We start from the raw sequence: 25,312 nt of genomic DNA, 5'->3' as shown, positions 1-25,312 counted from the left end.
CGGTTCCAAAAGAACCGCTTATATTTTTTACCAACGTTTTCCACCGCCGTTTCCGCCGCGATCTCCTCCACCGTAGCCACCGCCACCGCTTCTGTTACCGCCACCGTAGCCACCGCCACCTCTGTTGTTACCTCCGTAACCGCCACCTCTGTTACCTCCACCATTGCTGTTGAAAGTTCTTCTTGGCTTTTCTTCTCTTGGTTTAGCTTCCGAAACGTTAAGTTCTTTTCCGTTGAATTCTTTCTGGTTAAGAGCTTCAATAGCCTGTTGTCCTTCTGCGTCCTCCATTTCGACAAATCCGAAACCTCTAGAACGACCAGTTTCTTTATCTGTAATGATTTTTACAGAAGAAACTTCTCCAAATTCTGAAAATAAATCCTGCAACTCATAATCTTTAGTTGCGTAGTTGATGTTTGAAACAAAAATGTTCATCTTGATTAATAAAATTAAAATAAGTTAAAAATGATTTGGTTTATAAAAGAAAAACAACATAAAGAATGAACAAATATTGATTCCAGATATAATACAGGTGCAAGATACGATTATTAATTTCATATCAAAGCTTTTTTTGAAATTATTTCAATAAATTTTTCAATCAAAATATTATTTCGTTAAAAAGTATTAATTCATCATGAAATATTTATGAATAATCATTAAAAAGAGTGACATCTACAAAATAACGGAACACCGTGACCTTCTACTTTGGGTAAATTTGAATCCAAAACATGAATCTCAAAAGTAAAAACCATACGCTCCAAAAGAAATAATTGAGAATATAAATATTTCTTTTCGGATTACTGAATCTAAATCTTTTGACGAAGCCGGTTATAAAAGCTAAATTTGTGCAGTAAAATTTCAGATATGAACTATCACACAAGAAAATGGGTAAAACCGGAAGACCTTAACCCCAATCAGTCTCTTTTCGGAGGAAGACTGTTGCTGTGGATCGATGAAGAAGCTGCGTTGTATGCAGTTATTCAGCTTGAAAACAAAAAAGTAGTCACCAAATTTATCTCAGAAATCAATTTCGTAAGCTCCGCAAAACAGGGCGATATCATTGAAATCGGGATCGAAGTTTCGGCGTTCGGCTCAACTTCTCTTACTTTAAGATGTGAAGTGCGAAACAAAATGACCCATCAAACCATCATCACCGTCGACAGAATCGTTATGGTAAATCTCGACGAAAACGGAAATCCTGCTCCTCACGGAAAAACGAAAGTGGAATTTGTGAAAGACAGATTGAACAACCAAAGCTCCTTATGAAAATTTTCATAAAAAATATGGTCTGCGGCAGATGCATTTCTGCTGTGGAAGCTATATTTGCTGAAGCAGGCATTCCCTTAACATCAATCACTCTCGGAGAAGCGGAAACACAGCAGGATATTTCCGGCGATGATCTGGAGAAACTTGAAGAACTTCTTCTGAAAACAGGTTTTGAAAGAATTAAAGATTCTGCCCATCAGTTAATTGAGAAAATTAAAAATTTAATTATTGTAAAAATCAGCGAACTGGATATCGCTGAAAGTTTTCTTTTGTCTGAATTTTTAACCTCCAGACTCCATAAAGAGTACAGTTCTCTTTCAAAAACCTTCTCTCAGAACGAAAACATCACGCTTGAACAGTTTTTCATTCTTCAAAAAATTGAAAAAGTAAAAGAATTTCTTTTATATAATGAATTTACTTTAACAGAGATCGCAGGAAAACTTGGCTATAAGAGTGTTCAGCATTTATCTTCCCAGTTCCGAAACAGCACCGGCTTCACTCCTACTGAATTTAAAAAACTGAAAATTCACAACAGAAAACCGCTGGATCAGATTTAAGTTGGAGGGTTTGAGAATTGGAGAGTTTTTTTGGGTTTAAAATCGAGCAGATCTATCAGGTTAAGCAGATGTTTGTGTAAATTTCTCTTGTATTTAAATTAAAAAAGAAACTGCGTAATCAATCTGCCAAATCTACAAGAGAAATTAAAAAAAACACTCTTACCCTAAAACACAAAACCCCTCCCACTCATAAGACAGAATTCTGTAAACATTATCCTTAAAATTATAACAGGCTTCCGATTGCTTTTTGGAAATTTGTACAATAAATCAGAAGGATCATGGAAAAGCAATATAAAATTCTCGGAATGACCTGTTCCGGATGTCAGAAAAAAATTTCTGACAAGTTGAACAGTTTAGAAAATATAAAAGCTGATATTAATCTCGAAAATAATACGGCAACCATTACTTTCGATAAAGATTTAGAAATCAATACTTTAAATAAAGCACTCGAAGAAATCGGCAACTACAAACTGGAAGATCCGGACAATCCTGAAAAAACCTTCATTAAACCACAGGACAGAGTTTCTCCGTCTTCGGTTTACTATTGCCCAATGGAATGCGAAGGAGAAAAAGTTTATTTTCAGCAGGGAAAAAGATGTCCAGTCTGCAATATGTATCTGGTTCCCATTGAGGAAAAACACGCTAAAGATCCGAATTTTAAACCTGCTTATTCCCAAACAAATCTACCTGAAAATTTCAAAGACAATATCGGAAAATACTACTGTCCGATGTTCTGCGAAAGCGATAAAATTTATCCTGAAAAGAGAGACTGCCCTGTCTGTAATATGCATCTGGAAGAAATTACAGAAGATTTAGTTAAAAATTCCACTTCAAATTCGCATCAACATTCTCACGATCATACCCATCATCAAGAAGCACCGAAAGTAACCGATGCAATGGCCGGAAAATACTATTGTCCGATGTATTGTGAAGGCGATAAAGTCTACGACAGCAATGTCGGATGTCCCGTTTGCGGAATGGATCTCGTAAAATATCCTGAGAAAAAAGTGGCAAAATACACCTGTTCGATGCATCCTGAAATCATTCGTGACGAACCGGGAGACTGCCCGATCTGCGGAATGGACCTCGTAAGAATGCCCGACAAAAACGAGGAAGAAGATGAAACCTACAACATCTTAAAAAAGAAATTCATCATTTCACTGGCTTTTACCGTTCCCGTTTTCATTCTTTCGATGGGCGGAATGTTTTTTGATTTTCCTTTTTCTCATCAAATTCAGGGAATTATTGAATTGATTTTAACGCTTCCTGTTGTCTTGTATTCAGGATGGTTTTTAATGAAAAGAGGATTTGTTTCTTTCAAAACAGGGAACTTAAATATGTTCAGCCTGATTATTCTGGGAGTTGCAGCCGCATTTATTTTCAGTATTGTCGCCCTAATTTTCCCTGATATTATTCCGCATGAAATTCGTGGCAGACATCATGAAATCCCTTTATATTTCGAAGCGGTCTGTGTTATTTTAACGCTGGTTATTTTGGGACAGCTAATGGAAGCTGCGGCGCACAAAAAAACAGGAAATGCCATCCGTGAACTGATGAATTTATCTCCCGATGAAGCCAATCTTATCGTTAACGGAGAAGAGAAAAAAGTACTGCTTTCACAGGTTAAAATCGGCGATTTATTAAAAGTAAAACCGGGGGAGAAAATTCCGGTAGACGGAAAAATAACAGAAGGAAATTCCGTAGTCGATGAAAGTACGATTACAGGAGAGCCAATTCCCGTTGAGAAAAACGTTAATGATAAAGTTTCTTCTGGAACCATCAACGGAAATCAGGTTTTCATCATGAAAGCGGAAAAAGTCGGCGACGAAACCCTGCTTTCCCAAATTATCAGGATGGTAAATGAAGCAAGCCGAAGCAAAGCCCCGATTCAGAAACTTACAGATAAAGTTTCTAGAATATTTGTTCCTGCTGTCATTTTAATAGCCGTTTTAACCTTTATTCTGTGGCAGATTTTCGGTCCGGAAGGTCAGAAAACGCTGTTTGCCTTCGTTAATGCGGTGGCAGTTTTAATTGTGGCCTGTCCTTGCGCATTAGGTTTAGCAACACCAATGTCTCTAATGGTGGGAATCGGAAAAGGTGCAAAAAACGGAATTCTGATTAAAAATGCAGAAGCTCTTGAACAGATGAATAAGGTAAATGTGCTGATTACCGATAAAACAGGAACTTTAACCGAAGGGAAACCATCCTTAGAACATATTGAAACGGTTGATAAAGACGAAAAATTCATTTTAAAATTAGCCTATTCATTAAATCAGAATTCGGAACATCCGCTTTCAAATGCAGTGATTAAAAAGGCAAAAGCTGAAAGTATAACTCCTGAAAAAGTAGAAAAATTTGAAAATATTTCCGGAAAAGGAATCAAAGGAAACATCAACGGAAAAACAATTTTCCTTGGAAACGAAGATCTTTTAACTTCACATCAGATTTTTCTTCCTCAAAATATAAAACAAAAGGCAGAAGAAATCCAGGCGAAAGCACATACCATTTCTTATGTCGCTCAGGAAAACGAAGTTTTAGGATTTATCAGTTTTACCGATAAAATTAAAGAAAGTTCTAAAAAAGCAGTTCAGCAGTTATTGAGTGAGGGAATTGACATTATCATGATGACCGGAGATAACGAAAATACTGCAAAAGCCGTTGCAGAGGAATTGGGAATCAGACATTTTAAAGCAAACTGTCTTCCTGAAGATAAATTAAACGAAGTAAAAAAACTTCAAAAACAAGGGAAAATTGTCGCGATGACCGGCGACGGAATCAACGACTCTCCCGCTTTAGCTCAGGCAAATATCGGAATTGCGATGGGAACAGGAACCGATGTTGCCATCGAAAGTGCAGAAATTACTTTGCTGAAAGGTGATATTTTAGGCGTTGCAAAAGCCAGACTGTTAAGTGAAAAATTACTGAAAAATATTAAAGAAAATCTGTTTTTTGCTTTTATATACAATATTTTTGGAGTTCCCGTTGCGGCAGGATTATTGTATCCGTTTTTTGGAATCCTGTTATCTCCGATGATTGCAGCAGCGGCGATGAGTTTTAGTTCTCTTTCCGTTATTCTGAACTCTCTGCGACTGAATTCGGTGGATCTGGACATTGAGTAAATTTTTCTCGCAGATTTGGAGACTAAAATCACTGATTATCAACAAAAAAGTTCACAATAGCTTTTAAAAATCTTTGATTTTTATTGTTTTGAGAACTTTAAAAATTCTGATAATCGCTGTATGAATGTCTTTTGCAACTTTTGCGGTTAAATCTGAATTTGCTTAAACAGGTTTCATTAATAAACGTAAATGATTACAGCACAATCATCTACTAAATCTGCGAGAGTAAAAAAAGTAACAATATGAAAAAAGAAGATCTATACATTGGCTGTTCGGGATTCTACAATAATGACTGGAAAGGATCATTGTATCCTGAAGACGCGAAAAGTAAAGATTTTCTAATCCTTTATTCAAAGGAGTTTAACTGTGTGGAAATTAATTCTACTTTTTACAGAAGACCTACTGCAAAAACGTTATTGAAATGGTATGACGAAACGCCCAGTGATTTTAAGTTTTTTATTAAAATTCCGAAAACCATTTCCCATGAAAAGCGACTGAAAGACTGTATAGAAGAAATTGCGGAATTCTGTCATCATATTGAATCTCATTTGAAGGAAAAACTTTCCGGATTTCTGTATCAGTTTCCTCCATCTTTTAAAAATACTCAGGAAGATATTGATTTAATCCTTAATAATCTTGATTTTAGTTATCTGAATTTCATTGAATTCCGTCACGAATCGTGGTGGAATGAAGAGGTATTTAAAATTTTGGAAGAAAATAAGGTCATTTTTTCCGGTGTCAGTTTTCCCGGAAATCTACCGGAAGATGTCATTATCAACGATTCTGAAGTTTTATATTATCGGCTTCACGGAAAACCTGTGCTTTACAAATCTGAATACAGCAATGAATTCCTTGAAAATTTAGCCAAAAAGATTAAAAATTTACAACATAAATCATTTATCTTTTTCAATAATACGTGGGGAAATGCTGCCATTAAAAATTCGCTGTATTTAAAGAGAATTCTCGAGTAAAAATATTTTATTAAAATAAGCTTAAAAAGTCAAAATTAAGTAAAATTTGGCGTAATTTTTGTTAAGAATAATTTGGGAAAATTAACAATTTTTAACAAAAAAATTCCATTAAATTTTATGACAAAAACTTTTGCGGAAAAGTCTAGAAACAAGACTTTTCTTGGGATGCTTGCATTGGTGAGTGCAACTTCAATCTTATTCAACAACTGTAATCAAAAAAAAGACAAGAAAGAATCTGAAAAACTGATTCCGAAAGACCATCCCGTCGCAAAAATTGTCCCCAAACTTGATGATGAAAATGTTCCCACAGATAAAAGAGTAATTTATCTGACCTTCGATGACGGCCCGAATCGCGGAACCGAAAACCTCCTGAAAATTTTACACAAAAGAAACATTTGCGCCACCGCATTTCTTGTAGGCAAACACGCTTACGGAAGCAAAAAGCAGCAGGAAGATCTGGAACTGTTAAGAAAAGATCATTTAATAGAACTTGCGAATCACAGTTTCACGCACGCGCACAACAAATACACCGATTTTTACAAAAATCCGGCGGGTGTTGTTGAAGATTTTAATGCCGCAAAAGACAGCCTGAAACTGTATGATAAAATTGCGAGAACACCCGGAAGAAATATCTGGAGACTGAATAACATTACCGTAACCGATCTTAAAAGTTCTACCGAAGCTGCGAATAAGCTAAAACAGGCAGGTTATAAAGTAATCGGTTGGGATCTTGAGTGGAAACCGACCAATAAAATGGCATTAAAGGGAAAACATGAAGAAATGCTGAAAAAAGTGGACAGTATTTTCTTTAATGATCTTGAAAAAACTTCAAGACATCTGGTTTTTCTTACGCATGATCAGTATTTAACCGATGCAGATTCCATAAATGAACTCGATCTTTTTATTGAAAAGCTCCAGAAAAGCAATCGTTTTGTCTTCAGAAAAATCTCAGAATATCCGAAGGTTAATGAGGTTTTGAATTAAATTTAATCATCCTTGTCCGATAAACATTGAAACACAATTATAAGGTCGCTCCTCCGGAGCTTCCATTCTAAGAATAACTATTTTCTATGAACAGGTTGCTCCTAATGGAGCTGCATTTAATCCCATCGGGATTTACTGTTAATAGAAAAAAAGACGCCATCAAAAAAAGCTCCAGAGGAGCGAACTGTCGATTTGTGCAATAAACATTGAGCTCATAAATTTGTTTATATGTTTTATCGGACAATATTGAAATTTAATATATTGTATGTCTGTCATTCTGATCGAAACGAAGTGGAGTGAAGAATCTTTAACAATAAAATTTAGATTCTTCCTTCGTCAGAATGACAGACATTCTATGTTAGACTCAACAAAAATCTCAAGTCTAAAAATTTCAATATTCATTAGCTTTTCCTCTTTAAAATTCAGAAATTTGCAGGTATGAGTATTCAGGAAAATTACAATCATATTAAAAGTCAGCTTCCTTCTGATGTACAGTTGGTTGCTGTTTCAAAAACACATCCTGTTTCTGCTATTCAGGAAGTTTATGATCTTGGACAGAGAGTTTTTGGTGAAAATAAAGTGCAGGAAGTCGCAGAAAAGTACCCTCTCCTTCCCAAAGATATTCAGTGGCATCTGATCGGGCATCTTCAGACGAATAAAGTAAAATATATCGCTGAATTTGTGGATACGATCCAAAGTGTTGATTCTGAAAAGCTGATCCGTGAGATCAACAAAGAAGCAGCAAAGCACAACCGAACCATCAAAGTGTTGCTTCAGGTGAAAATTGCCGAAGAAGAAAGCAAATTCGGATTGGATATTAATGAAGCCAAAGATTTGTTTGAACAGTATCTCAGCGGAGAATTTCAGAATATCGAAATTACAGGTTTGATGGGAATGGCAACTTTCACGGACGATAGAGATCAGGTAAAGAAGGAATTTTTAAACCTGAAAAATCTTTTTGATGAATTAAATCAATTAAAAAAGCTCGAAACATTATCAATGGGAATGAGTGACGATTTTCCGATTGCCATTGAATGTGGTGCCAATTCCGTAAGAGTGGGATCTGCGATTTTCGGGAGAAGAGATTATTCCAACTAAACGATTAGGTATAGTTTTTGCTAATAATTCAATCAAAAAAATCTAAATTTGCAACTATGCAAAAAATCCTTATTGTAGAAGACGAAAAAGCAATCTCAGGAGTACTCCACAGTATTCTTTCTGACGAACTAACCGACTATGAATTTGTAATCGCCGAAGACGGACTTGAAGGCTATAAACAGGTAGAAAAAGAAGATTTCGCACTGGTGATTTCCGATATCAAAATGCCTAAACTTTCAGGAACTGAACTTTTAAAGCAAAGTTTAGCGCTGAAGCCGGAATCTACCTTCATCATGATTTCAGGACACGCAGACATCGATTCTGCGGTTTCATGCCTTAGAGACGGTGCTTACGATTTCATTTCCAAGCCAATCGACATCAACAGACTGATTACGAGCGTAAAAAATGCTTTAGCCAAAGAAACACTGAAGAAAGAAAATAAAAATCTTCAGACAGAAAATAAAACGCTGAAGAAAAAGGTAAATAAAAAATACCAGATGATCGGGGAATCGGCAGGCTTGAAGAAAATTCAGGATATGATCGAAAAAGTTGCTGTTTCTGATGCAAGGGTTTTAATTACAGGACCAAACGGAGCCGGAAAAGAGCTGGTTGCACATGCCATTCATAATCAAAGTGACAGAGCAAGAGGTCCGATGGTAGAAGTTAACTGTGCGGCGATTCCTTCTGAACTGATTGAATCTGAATTATTTGGTCACGTAAAAGGATCTTTTACAGGAGCTATTAAGGATAAGCAGGGGAAATTTGAGCAGGCAAACGGTGGAACAATATTCCTTGACGAGATCGGCGATATGAGCTTAATTGCTCAGGCAAAAGTGTTGAGAGCATTACAGGAAAGCAAAGTTTCGCCTGTAGGAAGCGATAAGGAGATTAAGGTGGATGTAAGAGTTCTTGCAGCAACCAACAAAAATATGCAGAAGGAAATCGAGGCAGGAAGATTTAGGGAAGATCTTTACCACAGACTTTCTGTGATTGAAATCTACGTTCCGCCATTGGATGAAAGAAAAGAAGACATCAGATTACTGGTTGAGCATTTCTCCGGAATGATTGCTGATGAACACGGTACGGCTGTAAAAAAATTCGATGATAAGGCGATTGATGCTTTAAAAGCGCTTTCATGGACAGGAAATATCAGAGAATTGAGAAACGTTGTGGAAAGATTGATTATTTTAGGAGGAAACACGGTTTCTGCCGAAGACGTTGCAAGTTTTGTAAGGAAATAATGTAATTATTACTTTAAATAAATTATGAAAATTGCAGTATCATTTGTTACTGCAATTTTTTTTGAATAAAACTATATGAATTGTAAACAATTATGAACTTTTTAAATAAAAACTATACGAAAGAATGCCTCACGCTGGCTCTTCCTGTGATGTTGACGCAGGTTGGGCAGGTTTCGGTGAATCTTTTTGATAATATTATTGTTGGAAATCTTCTGGGAGCTGATGCACTGGCTTCAGTTTCATTGGGAAATGCTGTGTTTTTCTCGATGTTTGTATTGGCTTTGGGATTTTCTTTTGCCATTCCGCCTTTGGTTTCGGAGGCGCATTCGAAACATGACCATAAGACGATTAATTCTGTTTTCAGTCATGGCTTTATCATCAATATGACGGTGGGAATTTTGCTGATCGCAATTTTACTTCTGGGAATGCCGCTGCTTTACAAATCCGGACAGCCGGAGAAGATCATTCCAGATACGGTTGATTTTTTAACGATTATGGCAATCAGCATTGTTCCGTTTATGGCTTTTCAGACACTGAGAGAAGTTTCGGAAGGGCTTTCTTACACGATTGGAGTTACTAAAGCGACTATTATTGCCAATGTCATTAATATTGTTTTAAATTATGTTTTCATTAAAGGACTTTGGATTTTTCCTGAAATGGGGGTAAAAGGTTCTGCCCTTGCAAGTTTAATCGCCAGAATTTTTATGGTGGTTTTTCTGTATTTTGTGCTTTCGAATGAGAAAAAAACGAAACAGTACATCAAAGATTTTTCATTAAAAATTGAAGTTTTTTCAAAGAAAATGTTTGAAAAGATGATCAGACTCGGTTTTCCGACGGCTTTACAGATGTTCTTTGAAGTGACTGCTTTTGCGGGAGCCGCTTTTATCTGCGGTCTGATTTCGGCGCACGATATTGCTTCTCACCAGATTGCCTTAAGTATGGCTTCCTTTACTTTTAATTTATGCATCGGTTTCAGTGTGGCTTCAACGGTGATGATCGGGAGAAAACTGGGAGAACAGAATTTTGTTGAATTAAGAAAGGTAGGAATCAACAATCTGAAAATTGCGTTTATTTTTATGTGCATCTGCGGAATTGTCTTCATTTTGGGACGAAATATTCTTCCGACATTTTTCACCAAAAAAGAAGAGATTGAAGTCATTGCTTTAGCTTCCAAATTAATGATAATTGCTGCGTTGTTCCAGCTTTCAGACGGAATTCAGGTAACAGCTTTAGGAATGCTGAGAGGGTTGCAGGATGTAAAAATTCCTTCTATTTACACGTTTATTGCGTATTGGGTTATCACAATTCCTTTAGGATATTTCCTTTGTGTAACCATGGAAATGGGAGCTTTCGGCATGTGGATCGCTTTAGGATTGGGATTAACGGTTTCCGCTGTAATGCTGGTCAAACGGTTTTTGAATATGTCTGCAAAAAGAATTAAGCAGAATCTGTAATAGGAAAGCGGTCTTTTGGGATCGCTTTTTTATATTTGTTAAATCAAAACATAATATGGAACAAAAACTTAAGGCTATTTTTGAATTCTTAAAAGAAAATAGACAATACAATAAAGATTTTCAAAAAAAATATTACTCATCACTTATTAAGCCTTTCAAAACTAAAGAGGAAAAGTTAATTTCCATTCTTTATAATATAGCATCAACTCAAAGTAGACCGAAAATTGATGAACTGTCAGATTTTTTTAAATCAATTCACTCACATTCAAATATTTTAGCATCTTTCAACAATTTTACTGAGAAAATAAATCCTAATAGTCCAAAAAATTATAAATCTTTATTTGATGGAATGAAAAAACAAAAAGGATGGGGAGATAAAACGGCTGCTTTATTTACAAAAGTAATATTCCATTTACACAATAAAGAGTATGCTAAGAAATTTTCGATTTGGGACGATACTCCGCCATTTTTAGATGATGACAAATTCTTTTTGCCTGTGGATTTTGTAATAATTTCAATCTTTAATAAAATGCAAGAAGGTAAATGGAATTTTAAAAGTATTAATACATTATTGGAAAAACACTACACAGGAAAAGAAATCGAAGTCTGGGATGATCTTTGGTTCTGGGGATTTATAACACAACATGGATCAGGAATTAACCGCGAATTTGGATGGAATGAGAATAAATATTGGATGATGAAAGAAAGTAATAAAAGCGAAAATATTATTACTGAAATAAAGAGCAAAGCAAAAATATTTCTGGAATTAATTTAAATAACTTTAGAGATTGCTTCGTTGCTTCGCTCCTCGCAATGACAAGCTACCCTACCCTTTTTCCTAAAATCACCAAAGTTCTTTCAACGCCGTCCAAAACGGCAACATTCGGAAAAACACCCCAGTCTTCAAAACCAAAGTGTCGGAATAATTTCAGGCTGGGTTCATTATGTAAAAAGATGAATCCCAATAGTGTTTTTACTTCAAATTTTGGTGCGTTATCAATGCAGTATTGCAGTACTTTTTTTCCGTAGCCTTTTCCGCGCGAGCTTTCGTCCATGTAAATGCTGAGTTCCACCGTTCCGTTGTATGCCGGTCTTCCGTAAAATGATGAAAAACTAACCCAGCCTAAGACTTCGTTCTGTTCATTTTCAATAATCCAGAGTGGTCTTTTTTCAGGATTGTGGTCATGAAACCATTCGATTCTGCTTTCTACAGAGATATTTTCCGTATCGGCAGTTACCATTCTCGAAGGAATGGTTGAGTTGTAAATTTCTACAATTTTGGGTAAATCTTTCAGTTCAGCATTCCTGAATTTCAGTTCTTCCATTGATTTCAACATATTTCTGCAAAGATAAAAGAAGTGTTTAAATCCTTTAAATTTATTCTTCAGAATTATTCTCCTGAAGCTCTTCCAACGCTCGGTTCAGGCTTTCCACAGTAGTTCCGAGATAGGTTGCCATATCTTCTTTTGAAATTTCCATTTCTCTGGATTTCACTTCCAACAATTGAGAAAGTGTATGTTCTGTTTTGTGAAGCTGCTGATAAGAGGCGCGGCTTGAAGTATTGAAAATGCGCTCTGCAAAAACATCCAACAATAAATTATTGAGGGTAAGATCTTTTTTGATCAATGCCTGGAAATAGGGAATCGACATCGAATAAACGGTAACTTCCGTAATCGCTTCAATACTGCAGATGCAGGGAACATTTTTAATGACTTCGATTTCACCGATGATCTCTCCTTTTCCCATAAATTCCACAATATATTCTTTTCCGTTTTCTTCCACAAAATAGCATTTGGTAATGCCGCTTTTAACGAGCATGATCTTTGTGGAAATCTGATTTTGAACTAATATTTTATTGCCTTTTTCAAAAGATTCTAAAACAATATTCCCTTTATGTTCTTCACTGCTGTACAGTCCTTCAAGGTAGTCTAAAAATGTCTGATTGGTTCGTAACATATCTTTTCGGAATCAATGTCCCGTGTTTTTTTATTTTTTACTGAATTTTGCGGACTGAAAATTACAAAAACTAAAGTAAACAGAATATGAATAATGTAAGTAATCAAATTGTTTTTGATGTTCCGGTAAAGTCTGCTTAGATCTAATTGTCTGTAATTTTTAGCATTATTTTTCTTAACATATTCTTCTCCGATTGATTTTAACTGAATATCTGTTTAATAGACTTTGAAATTAAATCTGCATTATCAGCGAGAAATAAATTTAATACAAAATGGGAACAGTTTTTTAAAACAAATTTTACATGATTTTCTGAAAATTCATCAGTTCTAAATTATCTTTCCAACCACCAGATTCCATCATGGAAATGACAATCATCTTTTTAAACTCTTCAAATTGTGTCGTTTCACCTTTCACCACTGCGTTTTTCCACGGACTTTTGTGTTCCGGAATAAAATACTGCACCGTAAATACTTCATAAGATCCTGATTTAAAACCTATAATTTCAACATAGTGTTTATCCTCTTCATCATTATTGAATAAAAGCAAGTGTATATGTGATGTCAAACCATAAATGAAGGTGTCTTTGAAAACATCATTCATAAAATCCAAAATTTTAAGCATCGGAATTCCTGCATTTCCAAATGTATCACTTGGTTTGGGTAGAAATTCTCTATAAAAATCCTGAAGCGACTGTTGATTTTGTTCTGAACGTCTTACAATTGGCATTTGAATTTTTTGACAAAGAAAATAAAAACCCGTCCAAAATTGAACGAGTTTTTATGTAAATTATTATTTTTTCAAACATTTCTCCAAGAACTGATCCTGTTCCCAAAGCAAATGAAGAATATTTTCTTTCGCTGCATATCCGTGAGCTTCTTTTGGCAGGAGAACCATTTTTACTGGTGCGCCAAGATTTTTAAGCGCCTGAAAATATCTTTCCGTCTGCAAAGTGAATGTTCCCGGATTGTTATCTGCATCTCCATGAACCAATAACAGCGGCGTTTTCATCTTATCTGCATTCATGAAAGGTGACATCGTGTTATAAATTTCCGGAACATCCCAGTAATTTCTCTGTTCGCTCTGAAAACCAAAAGGCGTCAGAGTTCTGTTGTAAGCCCCGCTTCTAGCAATTCCGCAAGCATAATCTTTAGAATGGGTCAAAAGGTTTGCCGTCATAAAAGCGCCGTAAGAATGTCCTCCAACTGCTACTTTCGTTCTGTCGATATAGCCTAATTGATCTACCGCATCGATCGCAGCTCTTCCGTTCGCTACCAATTGAGGAATAAATGTATCATTCGGTTCTGTTTTTCCTTCTCCGATGATCGGGAATGCAGCATCATCCAAAACAGCATATCCTTTCGTTGTCCAATACACGAAAGAACCGTAGTAAGGGAAAGTGAAATCGTTTGGATTCTGCGTATTCTGTCCTGCCGTATTTTTATCTTTATATTCTGTAGGATAAGCCCAGATCAGCAACGGTAATTTTTCTGTTTTTGCCTTTCTGTCGTAATTGGCAGGAAGATAAAGTGTTCCGGTAAGTGTAACGCCGTCATTTCTTTTATACGTAATTACTTCTTTGTAGACATCTTTAATGCTTTCAAAAGGATTCGCGAAATTGGTTACCGCTTCTGTCTTACTGGATTTAATGCTCTTTTTGAAATAGTTCGGATATTGACTGGAAGATTGCTGAATCGTAAGAACTTCTCCTTTGGCAGGATTTAAAATATCAATAATTTCTTCCTTTGCATTTTTAAGATTGGAAGTATACAGTCTTTTCTTTTTCATGGTTTTCACATCCATCTCATCGATGAAAGGATGCTGTCCTTCTTTTGTAAATCCGGCTCCGATGAGGTAAGACTTTCCTCCTTTCATGTCGACAACGTACCTTCCGTACTGGTTTTTTGTGGTGTTGAAATTTCCGGGATCGCTGTACACATCCTGATAATTTCTGTCGTCAATCACTTTAGATTCTCCGTTATTTAAATCAACTAAGAAAGATTTTGTATTTCTTGTATCGTACCAACCTTCGGAAACAATGGCGTAATGATCATTCGTCCAGCTTACATCAGAATATCTCTGCTTTGTTTTAAAGAAAGATTTCGGAGCATTGCTGAAAGGAGCTTCCCAAGTGAAAATTTCATCCCTGAATTCTGCATTTTTATACTGATCTCCTCCGTCCAGAGCTTCTGCATATACCAAAGTTGCAGGCATATCGCTTCTCCATCCCATATCTCTTTTTCCGGTTCTTACGGAAGAGAATCCTTTTGGCATGATTTCGTTCAGAGGTGTTTCGTTTACAACTTTCACCACATTTCCGTTCATGTCATACACCGTAGTGGTCATCGGAAATCTGCTTAGTGGAACAATGTAAGAAAACGGTTTTTTAATGGTTGTCGCCATCAGATAATTTCCGTCCGGCGAAAAGCTTAATCCGGAATACATATTCTGATCTTTTACTTTCTTTAAAGTTCCGTTCAGATCAACATTATAAATTTCTGAAGCGGTTAAAACCTCAAAATTCTTTTCATCCTGCGGATTTTTCAGAAGATCCTGATACGTTCTGTTCTGCGAAACTTTTCCATCTGCCGTAGAAACAATGGGACCTGTCGGAAGATCTTTGCTGGAATCTATTAGAGCAGGTCTGTTTTGCGGAAGGGTTTTGATCAATAAATTCTGAGAGTCTTTGTACCAGATGTAAGGACTTCCCAAATTTGCATTTAAATTGTCTGAAGTTATTTTCTTTGCGGTAGCGGTTTCAAGGTCTACAATCCAAAGCTCCACACCTTTATTGGTGGTATTGGTAAACGCCAGTTTTTTTTCGTCCGGAGAAAATGAAGTATTGGTGATTTTTGGATTGGAAGGTAAATTTTTAACCTGAACTTCCATTTTATCGTTCATTTTTCTCACTTTCAGGTTATTCGCATACGTTGCCGAACTTGAAATATTGGTTACCGGATTTATTCTTAATCCTCCCAATTTCATTTCCTGCTGACTTAAATCTTCCAGTGTTTTGTAAGTCGGACGGTAGGTAAAAACAATCCAGTCTTTTTTACTGTTCATCAAAACACTTGGCGGTCTTTCATAATCAGCAAGTTTCAGGATTTCCGGAGACGGCTTTTGGTAGGTAATATTTTCCTGCGCTTCATAGAAATTGAGGAATGCAAGAAGGCATATCGTCAGTTTTATCTTCATAATAATTTCAATTTCCACGAAATTAATGAAAATTAGAGAATATGCAAGGATATATTAAAACACCTCTACGTGATTTAACAAAATAATATTATCTTTAGTATTCATCAAATTCAGAATTATTATGAAAAATTTAAATAAATCCTTTATTAATTATACCGCTTTTTAACGCAGAGAATCGCTAAGATTATTTTAAATACCAACTGTTTTTAAGTTCGCAAAGGCGTTTCACTCAGCAAAAAACTCAAAGAATTTCAGTTATGTTAAATAACGGAAAATCATAAAAAAATTAGAATGAAATGAACTTTGTAAAATGATCGTCGGAGATACAAACCCTGCATGAAAATCGATGAAACGAGTGAACTTCCGAAATGGAGCTGCATTCCGTCCAATCTTCCCTGCAACCCTTAGAAAAACAAAAAAGAGCGGTTGAAAACAACTGCTCTTTTTAATTTATATTGTAAAAATCATTACCAATCATTGGCTCTTTTTCTTTTCTCAATCATGTAATCGACTGAAAATTTTCCAGCTCCGAAAACCATCAGTAAAAGATAGACGGAAAGATAAATAAGGCTCATTTCCCGCTTTTCAAAAGGATCTGCTCCATGAACTACGAAACCCGCAATAATCATGGTAAACATCAGAAATCCTAATGAAATTCTTGAAAACAATCCTAAAATAAGGAGAATTGAACAGGCAAATTCTGCGAAAACCGTTAAGCCTAAAGTGATCTGCGATCCTAATCCTAAAAAATCAAAAAAGTCTGACTTCCCTTCTAAAAGCATCTGAAGCTTCGGAAAACCGTGAGAGAGCATGGCAAAACCAATGAAAACCCGCACGATAAGCAATGCAACATCTTTTAAAACAGAATCTGAATTTGTTGTGTTCGAATAGTTCATTAAAAGCAATTTACATTTAAAGATAGTGAAAATTCTTCTAATAGAACGGTTTTTAGATGGTTTTTAGTCTATCTGTATCCAAAATTTTTCAAATCTCTGTCGTTTTTTCTCCAGTCTTTTTTTACTTTAACAAAAAGGTTCAGGTGAATTTTTTTATTGAAGAATTTTTCAAGATCCAGTCTGGATTCTGTTCCTACTTTTTTAATTGCTTCTCCTTTATGTCCGATGATAATTCCTTTCTGGGTATCTCTTTCCACATAAATAATAGAATCGATGAAGATAATTCCTTCCTTTTCCTTGAACTGCTCCGTAACCACTTCCACAGAATACGGAATTTCTTTTTCGTAATTCAAAAGGATTTTCTCGCGGATTGCCTCATTTACAAAGAATCTTTCGGGCTTGTCCGTATACTGATCTTTATCGTAATAAGGCGGATTTTCCGGCAGTAAAGATTTAAGCTTTGGTAAAATAATCTCTGTATTAAAAGCATTTAATGCAGAAATAGGCAGAATTTCCGCTTTCGGGATTCTTTCATGCCATGTTTCTACCAGTTTTTCCAGACCTTCCTGGTTGGTCTGGTCTACTTTATTCAGCAAAAGCAAAACAGGCACAGGAATTTTATTCAGCTTATCAATCAGAAATTCCGAAGGTTCAGCTTTGTCGGTAACATCCACAATAAAAAGGAAAACATCGGCATCCTGCAAAGAATCCTTTACAAAATCCATCATTTTTTCCTGTAAACCGTATTTCGGATCCAGAACTCCGGGAGTATCTGAAAATACGATCTGTAAGTCTTCTTCATTATAAATTCCGAAAATTCTGTGGCGTGTTGTCTGAGCCTTTTGGGTTACAATCGCCAGTTTCTCCCCCATCAGTTGATTCAACAAGGTAGATTTTCCGGCATTGGGCTTTCCGACTATATTTACAAATCCTGCTTTGTGCATAAAAATTATATTAGGATTTGCAAAGTTACTAAACTTAATCGGTCTTTGGAATTAATTGGAAACTTTTACCGACAAAAAAGACTTTTCCGGTCTGAAAAAGTCTTTAATTTTTTATTAGAATTTTGATTCTTTAAATTCTTGAAATTCGGAATAACTATAATCCGGACACGCCCCTGATTTTGAAGTAATGAAAGCTCCTAAAGCAATTCCTTCCTTAATAATTTCTTCAGGCTCCTGATTCTGAATTCTTTTGGAAATAAAACCGGCAAGAAAAGAATCGCCGCTTCCCACTGTATCTGCAATGGTGATGGAAACGGCAGGAAAACTGTAATTTTGATCTCCCACAAAATAACCCGCGCCTTTGCTTCCTTTGGTTAAAATAATTTCATTAACTTTAAATTCTTTCTGAATGAATACAACACTTTCTTCTTCACTTGTATATTCTTCACCCATAAATTCAAGGATCTGCTTCATTTCCGCTTTGTTCATCTTTACAATATCGGCTTTATTCAACAATATTTTAATGAATTCAAAATCGATGAAAGGCGGTCTGAAATTCACATCAAAAATTTTCAGCTTTGCCAATTCAAGCAGTTGAAGCAAAGTTTCTCTGGTCTTTGCATTTCTGGCAGAAAGACTTCCGAAGACAAAAGCTTCTGCATTGGCAACCAAATTTTGGTGTTCAGGAAGGAAATCTATAAAATCCCATGCTACATTTTCAACGATTTCGTAGCTCGCTTCATTGTGTTCATCAATTTTAGCGATCACCGTACTCGTAGGATGAACTTCATCTACCTGAATAAAATCTGTGGTAATCTCCCAACTTTTAATTTTATCGGTTAATTTTTCTCCCAGTTCATCCTTGCCAATTCTGCTCAGCATTTTTACATCAATGCCCATTTTATGAACATTATATGCCACATTAAAAGGTGCGCCTCCTGCTCTTGAACCTTCCGGGAAAATATCCCACAAAACTTCACCAAAACATACAATATAAGGTCTTTTTTCTGTCGTCATTACCTCTTCTGTCATTATCATTTTATTATTTTACAGAACTTCTTTCCATAAATTTAGCATGGAAAGTTACTCTTTTTCCGTTTGTTGTATAATTGTTTATTTGATTATCCAAAAGTTTTACCGATTCTCTTGCCATATCATACAATGGCTGCTGTACAAATGAAACTTCCGTCGGGAAAAGATAATAGGCTTCTGTTTCGTCGAACGCCACCAATGAAACCTGTTCGGGAACACTGATACTATGATCGATTAAATATCTGAGTCCTGCAATTCCCAGTTTATTACTTGAAAAATAGATGGCTGTTTTTTTGGAAAGATCCAGATTTTCCTGCATTTTCTGATGCACTTCTTCCGTAATATTATGAATTCCGATTAAGATTCTTTTCGCCGAAATATCAGATTTTGCAATTCTTCGGTCAAAACCGTCCTGTCTGTCCAGCAAATGAGGAAGTTCTGTATTGTAACCTACATAAATAATTTCGTCAAAGTCTTTTTTCACCAGATGATCGCAGATCTGTTCTGAAATTTCTGAATTATTGATCATTACTCCCGGTAAACTTACATTTTTAAGATAACGGTCGATGGTTACAATCGGATATTCTTCCTGAATGAGTTTATTGATGGCTTCATCCGAATCCACAACCGGGGCGATAATCATTCCGTCGACCTGCTGTTCTGAGAAAAGCTCTGTCAGTTTTTTAAATTTTTCAGGATTTTCATCGCAGCTTCCGATCAGAAGTGTGTACCCCAACTTCATCGCTTCATCTTCAATATTTCTTGCAATGTTGGAGTAAAAGTCGTTTGAAATATCTGCAACAATCAACCCGATTAGCTTGGTCTTATTCATTTTCAGACTTTTGGCAATTTTATTCGGGGTATAATTAATGCTTTTTGCCACATCCAGAATCCTTGTTTTTGTGGCTTCACTAATTCTGCTTCCTTCTTTTTTGTTGAGAACATAGGAAACAGTAGCCACAGAAACTTCTGCAATTCTTGCTATGTCTTTAATAGAAGCTCTTTTCATAATTTTCTGACTTTGATGCAAAAATATTTCATAAAAAATATAAAAAACAATAGAAGTTTTTTTTGGTCGTTTTGAAAATAATTGTAGATTGGCAGTTTTTCGAAACCGAAATAAAATAAAATTCAAAACATTAAAAATCAATCAGTTAAAATTAATTTCAAATTTAAATTATTGGTATATTAATTCAATATCAATCATCGTTTACTTCCTGACTGTTATTCTGGTTAAACGTTTGATCTTCTAAATTTACTTAATTTTTAATTTAATTCAAAACACAGGAGAATAATTTTCTTGTTTTCTGTTGTTAAAACCAATATTTTAGACAAATTATCCAAGACTTAATTATGGAAATTGACGAAATTCTCGACCGCATTTATTTACTTCCCGAAATCTCAAAAATAAAACTGAAACAATACATTACAGAAGTTTCTTATCCCAAAAATTTCTGTCTGATGGAAGCTGAAAAAGTAATTCCTCATATCTATTTTTTAAAAAAAGGAATTGTACGCGCATACGCATCCACAGAAGACAGAGACATTACGTTCTGGTTCGGAAGTGAAGGCGAACCTGTGGTTTCCATGAAAAGTTATGTGGAAAATAATCCCGGATACGAAAATATTGAACTGCTGGAAAACTGCGAATTCTACAAACTGGAAACAGAACACCTTAAAAAATTATTCAACGAGGATATTCATATAGCCAATTGGGGAAGAAAGTTTGCGGAAAGAGAATTGGTAAAAACCGAAGAACTGATTATTTCTAGACAATATAAAACGGCTCTTGAAAGATATAAAGATCTTGTAAAAAATAAACCTGACCTGATCAGAAGGGTTCAGCTTGGGTATATTGCTTCTTATTTAGGGATTTCGCAGGTAAGCCTGAGCAGAATAAGAGCGGAGATTAAGCTGTAGCGTTTGAGAGTTTGAGGGTTGGAGAGAGTGGATAGATGAGATCTAATCTTTACAGTAGATTTTTTAACAATTGTAAAATTTTATTCTTTCCAAATTACGGAACTTTGCATTTGAAAATTACAGAAAAATGAATTGGATCATCTTGATTATTGCAGGACTATTTGAAGTTGCCTTTGCTTCATGTTTGGGAAAAGTAAAAGAAACAAGCGGAACAACAATGTACTTTTGGTTTGCAGGTTTTCTGATCTCTTTAACGGTAAGTATGCTTTTACTGATTAAAGCCACCCAAACCTTACCTATCGGAACCGCTTATGCCGTCTGGACAGGAATTGGAGCGGTAGGAACTGTTTTAATGGGAATTTTCTTTTTTAACGATCCGGTAAGCTTCTGGAGAATTTTCTTTATTGTGACTTTAATAGGATCTGTGGTTGGACTGAAAGCTGTTTCTGCACATTAAAAAAAATTAAAGATAAATTTATAATCTTGTTAAATGCTTTATAGCAAAGCAGTTTTCAGAACTTGAAAGCGGTTTTTTTATTACAGAAAGTTTATAATTTTAATTATCTTTGAGAAAATTTCAACCATGAAAAAAACTTTACTATTGTTATTTACAAGCAGTCTTATCTTTGCACAGAATAGTTCCCAACTATTCAATACAAACTGGTATATTTCACAAATGATTATAGGAGGACAAACAACCGTTACTCCTACGATGGATCAGTCTCTTCAGCCTTCTACATTTTCGAATTCATCGGGAAGCAACGTTTTTACTTCCAAATATTTTAATGTTTCCGGAATACCGCTTACCTTTTCTACGATAGATGATTCCTTTATTAAAAACAGTTCTGCAGGATGTACGTTGGCAGATTACTGGGGAAATAATTTGACGGCTGTACAAGGATATGATCAAAAGAACTGTGATTTTTACGTTAATCCGGCAATTGGTCAGGTTTATAATTATCAGGTTATTCCCAATGGTTCAGGAAAGACTTTAATTATAACAAATCCTTCTAATGGTAATAAAATCTATTACAACAGTTCCATTTTATCTACAAAAGAGAATACCCTCAAAGCCACCATTTCTTTTGAAAATCCTGTAAAAGATAATTTAATTGTAATAAATCTGGAAAATGATCTTCCTGTAAAGGTTTTCAATATGCTTGGACAAATGATGTATGAAGGTAAGACATCTGACAAAAAAGTAAAAATTGACACTCAAAATTTTGAAAAAGGACAATATATTTTAATGATTGAAAGACAAAAACCTTTGAAGTTTATTAAAGAATAAATTGTTTGTTATCATTAATACATCAAAAACGTCTTCATTGCGAAGACGTTTTTGATTTTTTATACACCAAAGGCAGAATTTCATTTTCTCTAAGCCCGTATTTTTTTATTTCCTCCTGGGTGAACTGTTTAGAATAGAAATTAATATCCGTTTCAAACCCTGCTTTTTTCAGTCGGTCGAAATAATCCATTCCGTACCAGCGAACGTGATCGTACTGCCCGAAATGTTTCTGACGTTCTTTCGGATCTTTTATCGTAAAATCTTCGTACGTTTTTTCCAGAGAATTTTTCATCGGAACCTGCAGAATTCCCCAACCTCCCGGTCTCAAAACACGGTACAGTTCGCTCATCGCTTTGGCATCATCTTCAATATGTTCCAGAACGTGGTTGCAAAAAATAATATCGAAACTTTCATTCTCAAAAGGCAGATCGAGAATGTCTGCTTTTACGTCTACAATCGGCGAAAAAAGATCGGCAGAAATGTAGTTTAAGTTTTTCATTCTCTTAAACTTTCTCAGAAATTCCTGCTCGGGAGCAATATGTAAAACTTTATAATTTTTAATGAAAAAATCGGTTTCATTTTGCAGATACAACCACATCTGACGGTGTCTTTCCAGACTTAAAGTTCCCGGCGACAAAGCGTTTTCGCGCTGACTTCCGTATCCGTAAGGAAGAAATTTACGGTAAGATCTTCCGTCAATCGGGTCAAAAAACGTATCGCCTTTAAAAAACTGATAGATAAGCGGTCGTGCCCAAATGCTCATTTTAATAAGCATCGGACGCGGAATTTTATTCAGTAAAAGTTTAGTTACTTTTTTCATTAAAAATCCAATTGGAACGCTTTTTCTTCATCGCTTACAATTCCCAAAGCTTCATAAATGTACTGGAATGTTGAAAGCAGCACCGGTTTTCCGTTGATTACCGCAACATCGTGCTCGAAGTGCGCAGAAGGCTGATTGTCTAAAGTTGTCACCGTCCATCCATCATTATGGAATTTCACTTTTTCAGTTCCCAGATTAATCATGGGTTCGATTGCAATTGTTAATCCGTCTTTAATCACTTTTCCGCTTCCCTGTCTTCCGTAATTCGGAACCTGCGGATCTTCGTGCATCTGTCTTCCGACACCATGACCTACCAATTCTCTTACAACACCATACCCTTCTTTTTCGCAGTGCGCCTGAATAGCGTGGGAAATATCCCCGATTCTCTTTCCTCTTACACATTGCTCAATTCCTTTATAAAGAGATTCTTTGGCTATTTTTAATAATTTTTTGGTTTCCTGCTTTACTTCTCCGATTTCGAAAGTATAGGCATGATCGCCTACGAAACCGTTCAGAATAGCACCACAGTCTACAGAAAGTACATCTCCTTCTTTAATTTCTTCTTTGCTTGGAAAACCATGCACAACCTGATCGTTCGGAGAAATACACAAAGAGTACGGAAATCCTCCATATCCTAAAAATGCAGGTTCTGCACCGTGATCCTTGATGAAATCGTGTGCTAATTTATCCAGATATAAAGTGGTAATCCCAGGTTTGATTTCTTTCGCCAACATTCCTAATGTTCTGGAAACCAAACGGGCACTTTCTTTCATAAGACGTAATTCGTCTATTGTTTTTAATTGAATCATTTTTTATATAGATGTTAGATATTAGATGCCAGAAATTAGATTTACAACTTAATGAATAAATTTTCTCATTCTAAACATCTTACTTTTCTGATAAATAATTAAAAGTGATCTCAGACTAATTTCTAACACCTGCCTTCTAATTTCTAAATTCTACCAGAATAATCCTTTTTTCTTTTCTTTTTTTAGTTTTGAATAGGCTAAAACCTCTTTTCCTTCCACACGGAATTCTATTCTTTCCTGAATAATATTGTAAATTTCGCCCCATCCCGGAAAACCTCCCAGATTTCTGTCATCAATAAACCAATCTGCATCCAGCTTTCTGGATTGTGTTTCCGGATCGAAAACTTCTCCTTCAAAACTTGAATTGACTGCATAAAATTCAATCCCGTTTTTTCTGCAGAATTCTACTGCTTCATCTAATGTTTTTCCGTGTCTGTATGTCCACAGAATCAATCTGAACCCCTCTGCCTGAAGTCTTCTAAGTGTCTCGAAAGCAAAAACCTTTGCCTTGCCGATTCCAGGGTACGCATCGTCTACAATGGTTCCGTCGAAATCAACAGCAATTTTCTTATTATTCATCATTATATTTAAGATTTAGAAATGCAAAGATACAAAATAAAAAGAGTGCTAAAAACACTTAGCACTCCTACTTTATAATTTATCCAATTATAGAACTAACTTTTCACCCAACTGAACTGAAACTGAAGATCCGGCGTTGAAATTCTGTCCGTGATTTTCTGAAGTCTTGCAGGAAGTTTCATTAAATATTCCTGTGCTTTTTCAGCTTTTTCATTAAGACCTTTTACGTGTTCGATTTTCCATTCGTCCAGAAGGTCTTTAAGGATATTGATGTAATCCTGTCCTGTATAAACCATACATCTTTGCGCAGCGTCTGAGAAATGTCCCCAAAGTTCTCCTGCTTTTTGTCCGGACTGTCTCATCATGTGAGCCGGCATTACGATTTTTTTACGCATCATATCTTCAAAAGCAAGGATCATTTCCGAAGGATCGATCTCAAGGATTTTTTCTACAAAATGTTTGTAAGCTTTCGCGTGTCTTGCTTCATCCGCCGCAATTACTCCGCACATTTTAGCTAATTTTCCGTTTCCGGACTGTTTTGCAAGAGTTCCTACTCTTCGGTGAGAAATGTTGGTCGCAGTTTCCTGAAAACTTGTATAGATGAAGTTTCTGTAAGGATCCATGCTTGTTCCCAGATCGAAACCGTCATTAATAAGATATTGAGTGGTAACCTCAACTTCTCTCATGTTCACTCTTCCGCACAGGTAAAGATATTTGCTTAAAAGATCTCCGTGTCTGTTTTCTTCAGCAGTCCAAGCTCTTACCCAGTTTGCCCAGCCGATTTCCTTCTGCTCCTGATCTACTCCGTCCACTCCCATTAACCAGGATTCGTAAGAAGGCAAAGCTTCTTCCGTGATACAGTCGCCGATAAGCGTTACGAAAAGATCGTAAGGCATTTCGCGCGCGAAAGTCTGTATTTCTTCTAAATCATGTTTAAAATCTTCACTCGACGGATCCGGAAGATAATCGGAAGGCTGCCAGATTTTCTCGATTGGCGTTAAAAATTTATTCAGAAAAGAACCTACCTCCTTTTCCAAAATTCCCATTACTTCTTTCCTTACAAGCTTTTGATACATTTTTAGAATTTAGATTAAACTGCAAATTTATAGTTTTATTTATTATTTAGGACATAATATTTTGTTAATTATTTCTGATATTAGTCATAAAAAAATACCGCTATGTAAATAAT

The 25,312-nt window shown here is 35.7% G+C and carries 25 protein-coding genes; 12 read left to right on the top strand and 13 right to left on the bottom strand.

Features of this window, described 5'->3' with window-relative positions; all coding sequences use genetic code 11:
• Window positions 1-27 precede the first annotated feature (27 nt).
• Window positions 28-432 carry an RNA-binding regulator gene (gene rbp / locus B0E34_RS12705; RefSeq protein ID WP_087709965.1) on the bottom strand — a complete coding sequence of 135 codons (405 nt, stop codon included), beginning with the start codon at window positions 430-432 and terminating at the stop codon, window positions 28-30.
• A gap of 429 nt (window positions 433-861) precedes the next feature.
• On the opposite strand from rbp, the gene B0E34_RS12700 reads away from it, so the two are divergent.
• The 9 genes from B0E34_RS12700 (at window position 862) to B0E34_RS12660 (ending at window position 11,462) form a co-directional block, all read left to right on the top strand.
• The gene (locus B0E34_RS12700; RefSeq protein WP_087709963.1) at window positions 862-1,263 is read left to right on the top strand and encodes an acyl-CoA thioesterase; all 402 of its coding nucleotides are present in this window, start codon (window positions 862-864) and stop codon (window positions 1,261-1,263) included.
• Window positions 1,260-1,820 carry a helix-turn-helix domain-containing protein gene (locus B0E34_RS12695; protein WP_087709961.1) on the top strand — a complete coding sequence of 187 codons (561 nt, stop codon included), beginning with the start codon at window positions 1,260-1,262 and terminating at the stop codon, window positions 1,818-1,820. Before B0E34_RS12700 ends, B0E34_RS12695 begins: the two co-directional genes overlap by 4 nt.
• 278 nt (window positions 1,821-2,098) lie before the next feature.
• Window positions 2,099-4,939, top strand: a complete 2,841-nt coding sequence (locus B0E34_RS12690; protein WP_087709959.1) for a heavy metal translocating P-type ATPase — start codon at window positions 2,099-2,101, stop codon at window positions 4,937-4,939.
• A 242-nt stretch (window positions 4,940-5,181) separates the two neighbouring features.
• Window positions 5,182-5,910: a DUF72 domain-containing protein gene (locus B0E34_RS12685; RefSeq protein ID WP_087709957.1), complete on the top strand. Its 729-nt coding sequence runs from the start codon at window positions 5,182-5,184 to the stop codon at window positions 5,908-5,910.
• A 117-nt stretch (window positions 5,911-6,027) separates the two neighbouring features.
• Entirely contained in the window at window positions 6,028-6,894 is an 867-nt protein-coding gene (locus B0E34_RS12680; RefSeq protein WP_087710558.1) for a polysaccharide deacetylase family protein, read from the top strand.
• Between the two features lie 438 nt (window positions 6,895-7,332).
• Entirely contained in the window at window positions 7,333-7,992 is a 660-nt protein-coding gene (locus B0E34_RS12675; protein ID WP_087709955.1) for a YggS family pyridoxal phosphate-dependent enzyme, read from the top strand.
• A gap of 56 nt (window positions 7,993-8,048) precedes the next feature.
• Complete coding sequence (locus B0E34_RS12670; RefSeq protein WP_087709953.1) at window positions 8,049-9,233, top strand: sigma-54-dependent transcriptional regulator; 1,185 nt, start codon at window positions 8,049-8,051, stop codon at window positions 9,231-9,233.
• Between the two features lie 92 nt (window positions 9,234-9,325).
• Window positions 9,326-10,687, top strand: a complete 1,362-nt coding sequence (locus B0E34_RS12665) for an MATE family efflux transporter (protein ID WP_087709951.1) — start codon at window positions 9,326-9,328, stop codon at window positions 10,685-10,687.
• Window positions 10,688-10,742: 55 nt separating this feature from the next.
• Entirely contained in the window at window positions 10,743-11,462 is a 720-nt protein-coding gene (locus B0E34_RS12660; RefSeq protein ID WP_087709949.1) for a hypothetical protein, read from the top strand.
• Between the two features lie 46 nt (window positions 11,463-11,508).
• Here B0E34_RS12660 and B0E34_RS12655 read toward each other — a convergent pair whose 3' ends face one another.
• The 8 genes from B0E34_RS12655 to B0E34_RS12620 form a co-directional block, all read right to left on the bottom strand.
• Window positions 11,509-12,012: a GNAT family N-acetyltransferase gene (locus B0E34_RS12655; RefSeq protein ID WP_084196352.1), complete on the bottom strand. Its 504-nt coding sequence runs from the start codon at window positions 12,010-12,012 to the stop codon at window positions 11,509-11,511.
• A gap of 52 nt (window positions 12,013-12,064) precedes the next feature.
• Entirely contained in the window at window positions 12,065-12,643 is a 579-nt protein-coding gene (locus B0E34_RS12650; RefSeq protein WP_087709947.1) for a Crp/Fnr family transcriptional regulator, read from the bottom strand.
• Between the two features lie 297 nt (window positions 12,644-12,940).
• On the bottom strand, window positions 12,941-13,369 hold the full coding sequence (locus tag B0E34_RS12645; RefSeq protein WP_087709946.1) for a hypothetical protein: 429 nt from the start codon (window positions 13,367-13,369) through the stop codon (window positions 12,941-12,943).
• Between the two features lie 63 nt (window positions 13,370-13,432).
• Complete coding sequence (locus tag B0E34_RS12640; RefSeq protein ID WP_087709944.1) at window positions 13,433-15,835, bottom strand: alpha/beta hydrolase family protein; 2,403 nt, start codon at window positions 15,833-15,835, stop codon at window positions 13,433-13,435.
• Between the two features lie 467 nt (window positions 15,836-16,302).
• Window positions 16,303-16,731: a DoxX family protein gene (locus B0E34_RS12635; RefSeq protein ID WP_087709942.1), complete on the bottom strand. Its 429-nt coding sequence runs from the start codon at window positions 16,729-16,731 to the stop codon at window positions 16,303-16,305.
• Window positions 16,732-16,799: 68 nt separating this feature from the next.
• A complete protein-coding gene (gene era / locus B0E34_RS12630; RefSeq protein WP_087709940.1) occupies window positions 16,800-17,675 on the bottom strand; it encodes a GTPase Era in 876 nt (291 codons plus the stop codon).
• A 114-nt stretch (window positions 17,676-17,789) separates the two neighbouring features.
• Window positions 17,790-18,713 carry a carbohydrate kinase family protein gene (locus B0E34_RS12625; RefSeq protein WP_228423072.1) on the bottom strand — a complete coding sequence of 308 codons (924 nt, stop codon included), beginning with the start codon at window positions 18,711-18,713 and terminating at the stop codon, window positions 17,790-17,792.
• A 4-nt stretch (window positions 18,714-18,717) separates the two neighbouring features.
• On the bottom strand, window positions 18,718-19,716 hold the full coding sequence (locus tag B0E34_RS12620; protein ID WP_087709938.1) for a LacI family DNA-binding transcriptional regulator: 999 nt from the start codon (window positions 19,714-19,716) through the stop codon (window positions 18,718-18,720).
• Window positions 19,717-20,060: 344 nt separating this feature from the next.
• On the opposite strand from B0E34_RS12620, the gene B0E34_RS12615 reads away from it, so the two are divergent.
• The 3 genes from B0E34_RS12615 to B0E34_RS12605 all read left to right on the top strand — a co-directional run bounded on the left by B0E34_RS12615 (window position 20,061) and on the right by B0E34_RS12605 (window position 21,915).
• The gene (locus B0E34_RS12615) at window positions 20,061-20,627 is read left to right on the top strand and encodes a Crp/Fnr family transcriptional regulator (RefSeq protein WP_087709937.1); all 567 of its coding nucleotides are present in this window, start codon (window positions 20,061-20,063) and stop codon (window positions 20,625-20,627) included.
• A 127-nt stretch (window positions 20,628-20,754) separates the two neighbouring features.
• A complete protein-coding gene (locus tag B0E34_RS12610) occupies window positions 20,755-21,084 on the top strand; it encodes a DMT family transporter (RefSeq protein ID WP_087709935.1) in 330 nt (109 codons plus the stop codon).
• Window positions 21,085-21,210: 126 nt separating this feature from the next.
• Window positions 21,211-21,915 carry a T9SS type A sorting domain-containing protein gene (locus B0E34_RS12605; RefSeq protein WP_087709933.1) on the top strand — a complete coding sequence of 235 codons (705 nt, stop codon included), beginning with the start codon at window positions 21,211-21,213 and terminating at the stop codon, window positions 21,913-21,915.
• A gap of 34 nt (window positions 21,916-21,949) precedes the next feature.
• Here the strand turns inward: B0E34_RS12605 and B0E34_RS12600 are convergent, their stop codons facing one another.
• The 4 genes from B0E34_RS12600 to B0E34_RS12585 all read right to left on the bottom strand — a co-directional run bounded on the left by B0E34_RS12600 (window position 21,950) and on the right by B0E34_RS12585 (window position 25,199).
• On the bottom strand, window positions 21,950-22,735 hold the full coding sequence (locus tag B0E34_RS12600; protein ID WP_087709931.1) for a class I SAM-dependent methyltransferase: 786 nt from the start codon (window positions 22,733-22,735) through the stop codon (window positions 21,950-21,952).
• A complete protein-coding gene (gene map, locus B0E34_RS12595) occupies window positions 22,735-23,544 on the bottom strand; it encodes a type I methionyl aminopeptidase (RefSeq protein ID WP_087709929.1) in 810 nt (269 codons plus the stop codon). The genes B0E34_RS12600 and map overlap by 1 nt, the downstream gene beginning before the upstream one ends.
• Window positions 23,545-23,694: 150 nt before the next feature.
• Window positions 23,695-24,126 carry a BT0820 family HAD-type phosphatase gene (locus B0E34_RS12590; RefSeq protein ID WP_076390366.1) on the bottom strand — a complete coding sequence of 144 codons (432 nt, stop codon included), beginning with the start codon at window positions 24,124-24,126 and terminating at the stop codon, window positions 23,695-23,697.
• 92 nt (window positions 24,127-24,218) lie between these two features.
• Window positions 24,219-25,199 (bottom strand): acyl-ACP desaturase, encoded by a 981-nt coding sequence (locus B0E34_RS12585; protein WP_076390367.1) that lies wholly within the window; start codon window positions 25,197-25,199, stop codon window positions 24,219-24,221.
• Window positions 25,200-25,312 lie beyond the last annotated feature (113 nt).

Source organism: Chryseobacterium mucoviscidosis, from assembly GCF_002177115.1.
GTDB lineage: Bacteria > Bacteroidota > Bacteroidia > Flavobacteriales > Weeksellaceae > Chryseobacterium > Chryseobacterium mucoviscidosis.
This window is presented reverse-complemented; position numbering and strand designations above follow the sequence as displayed.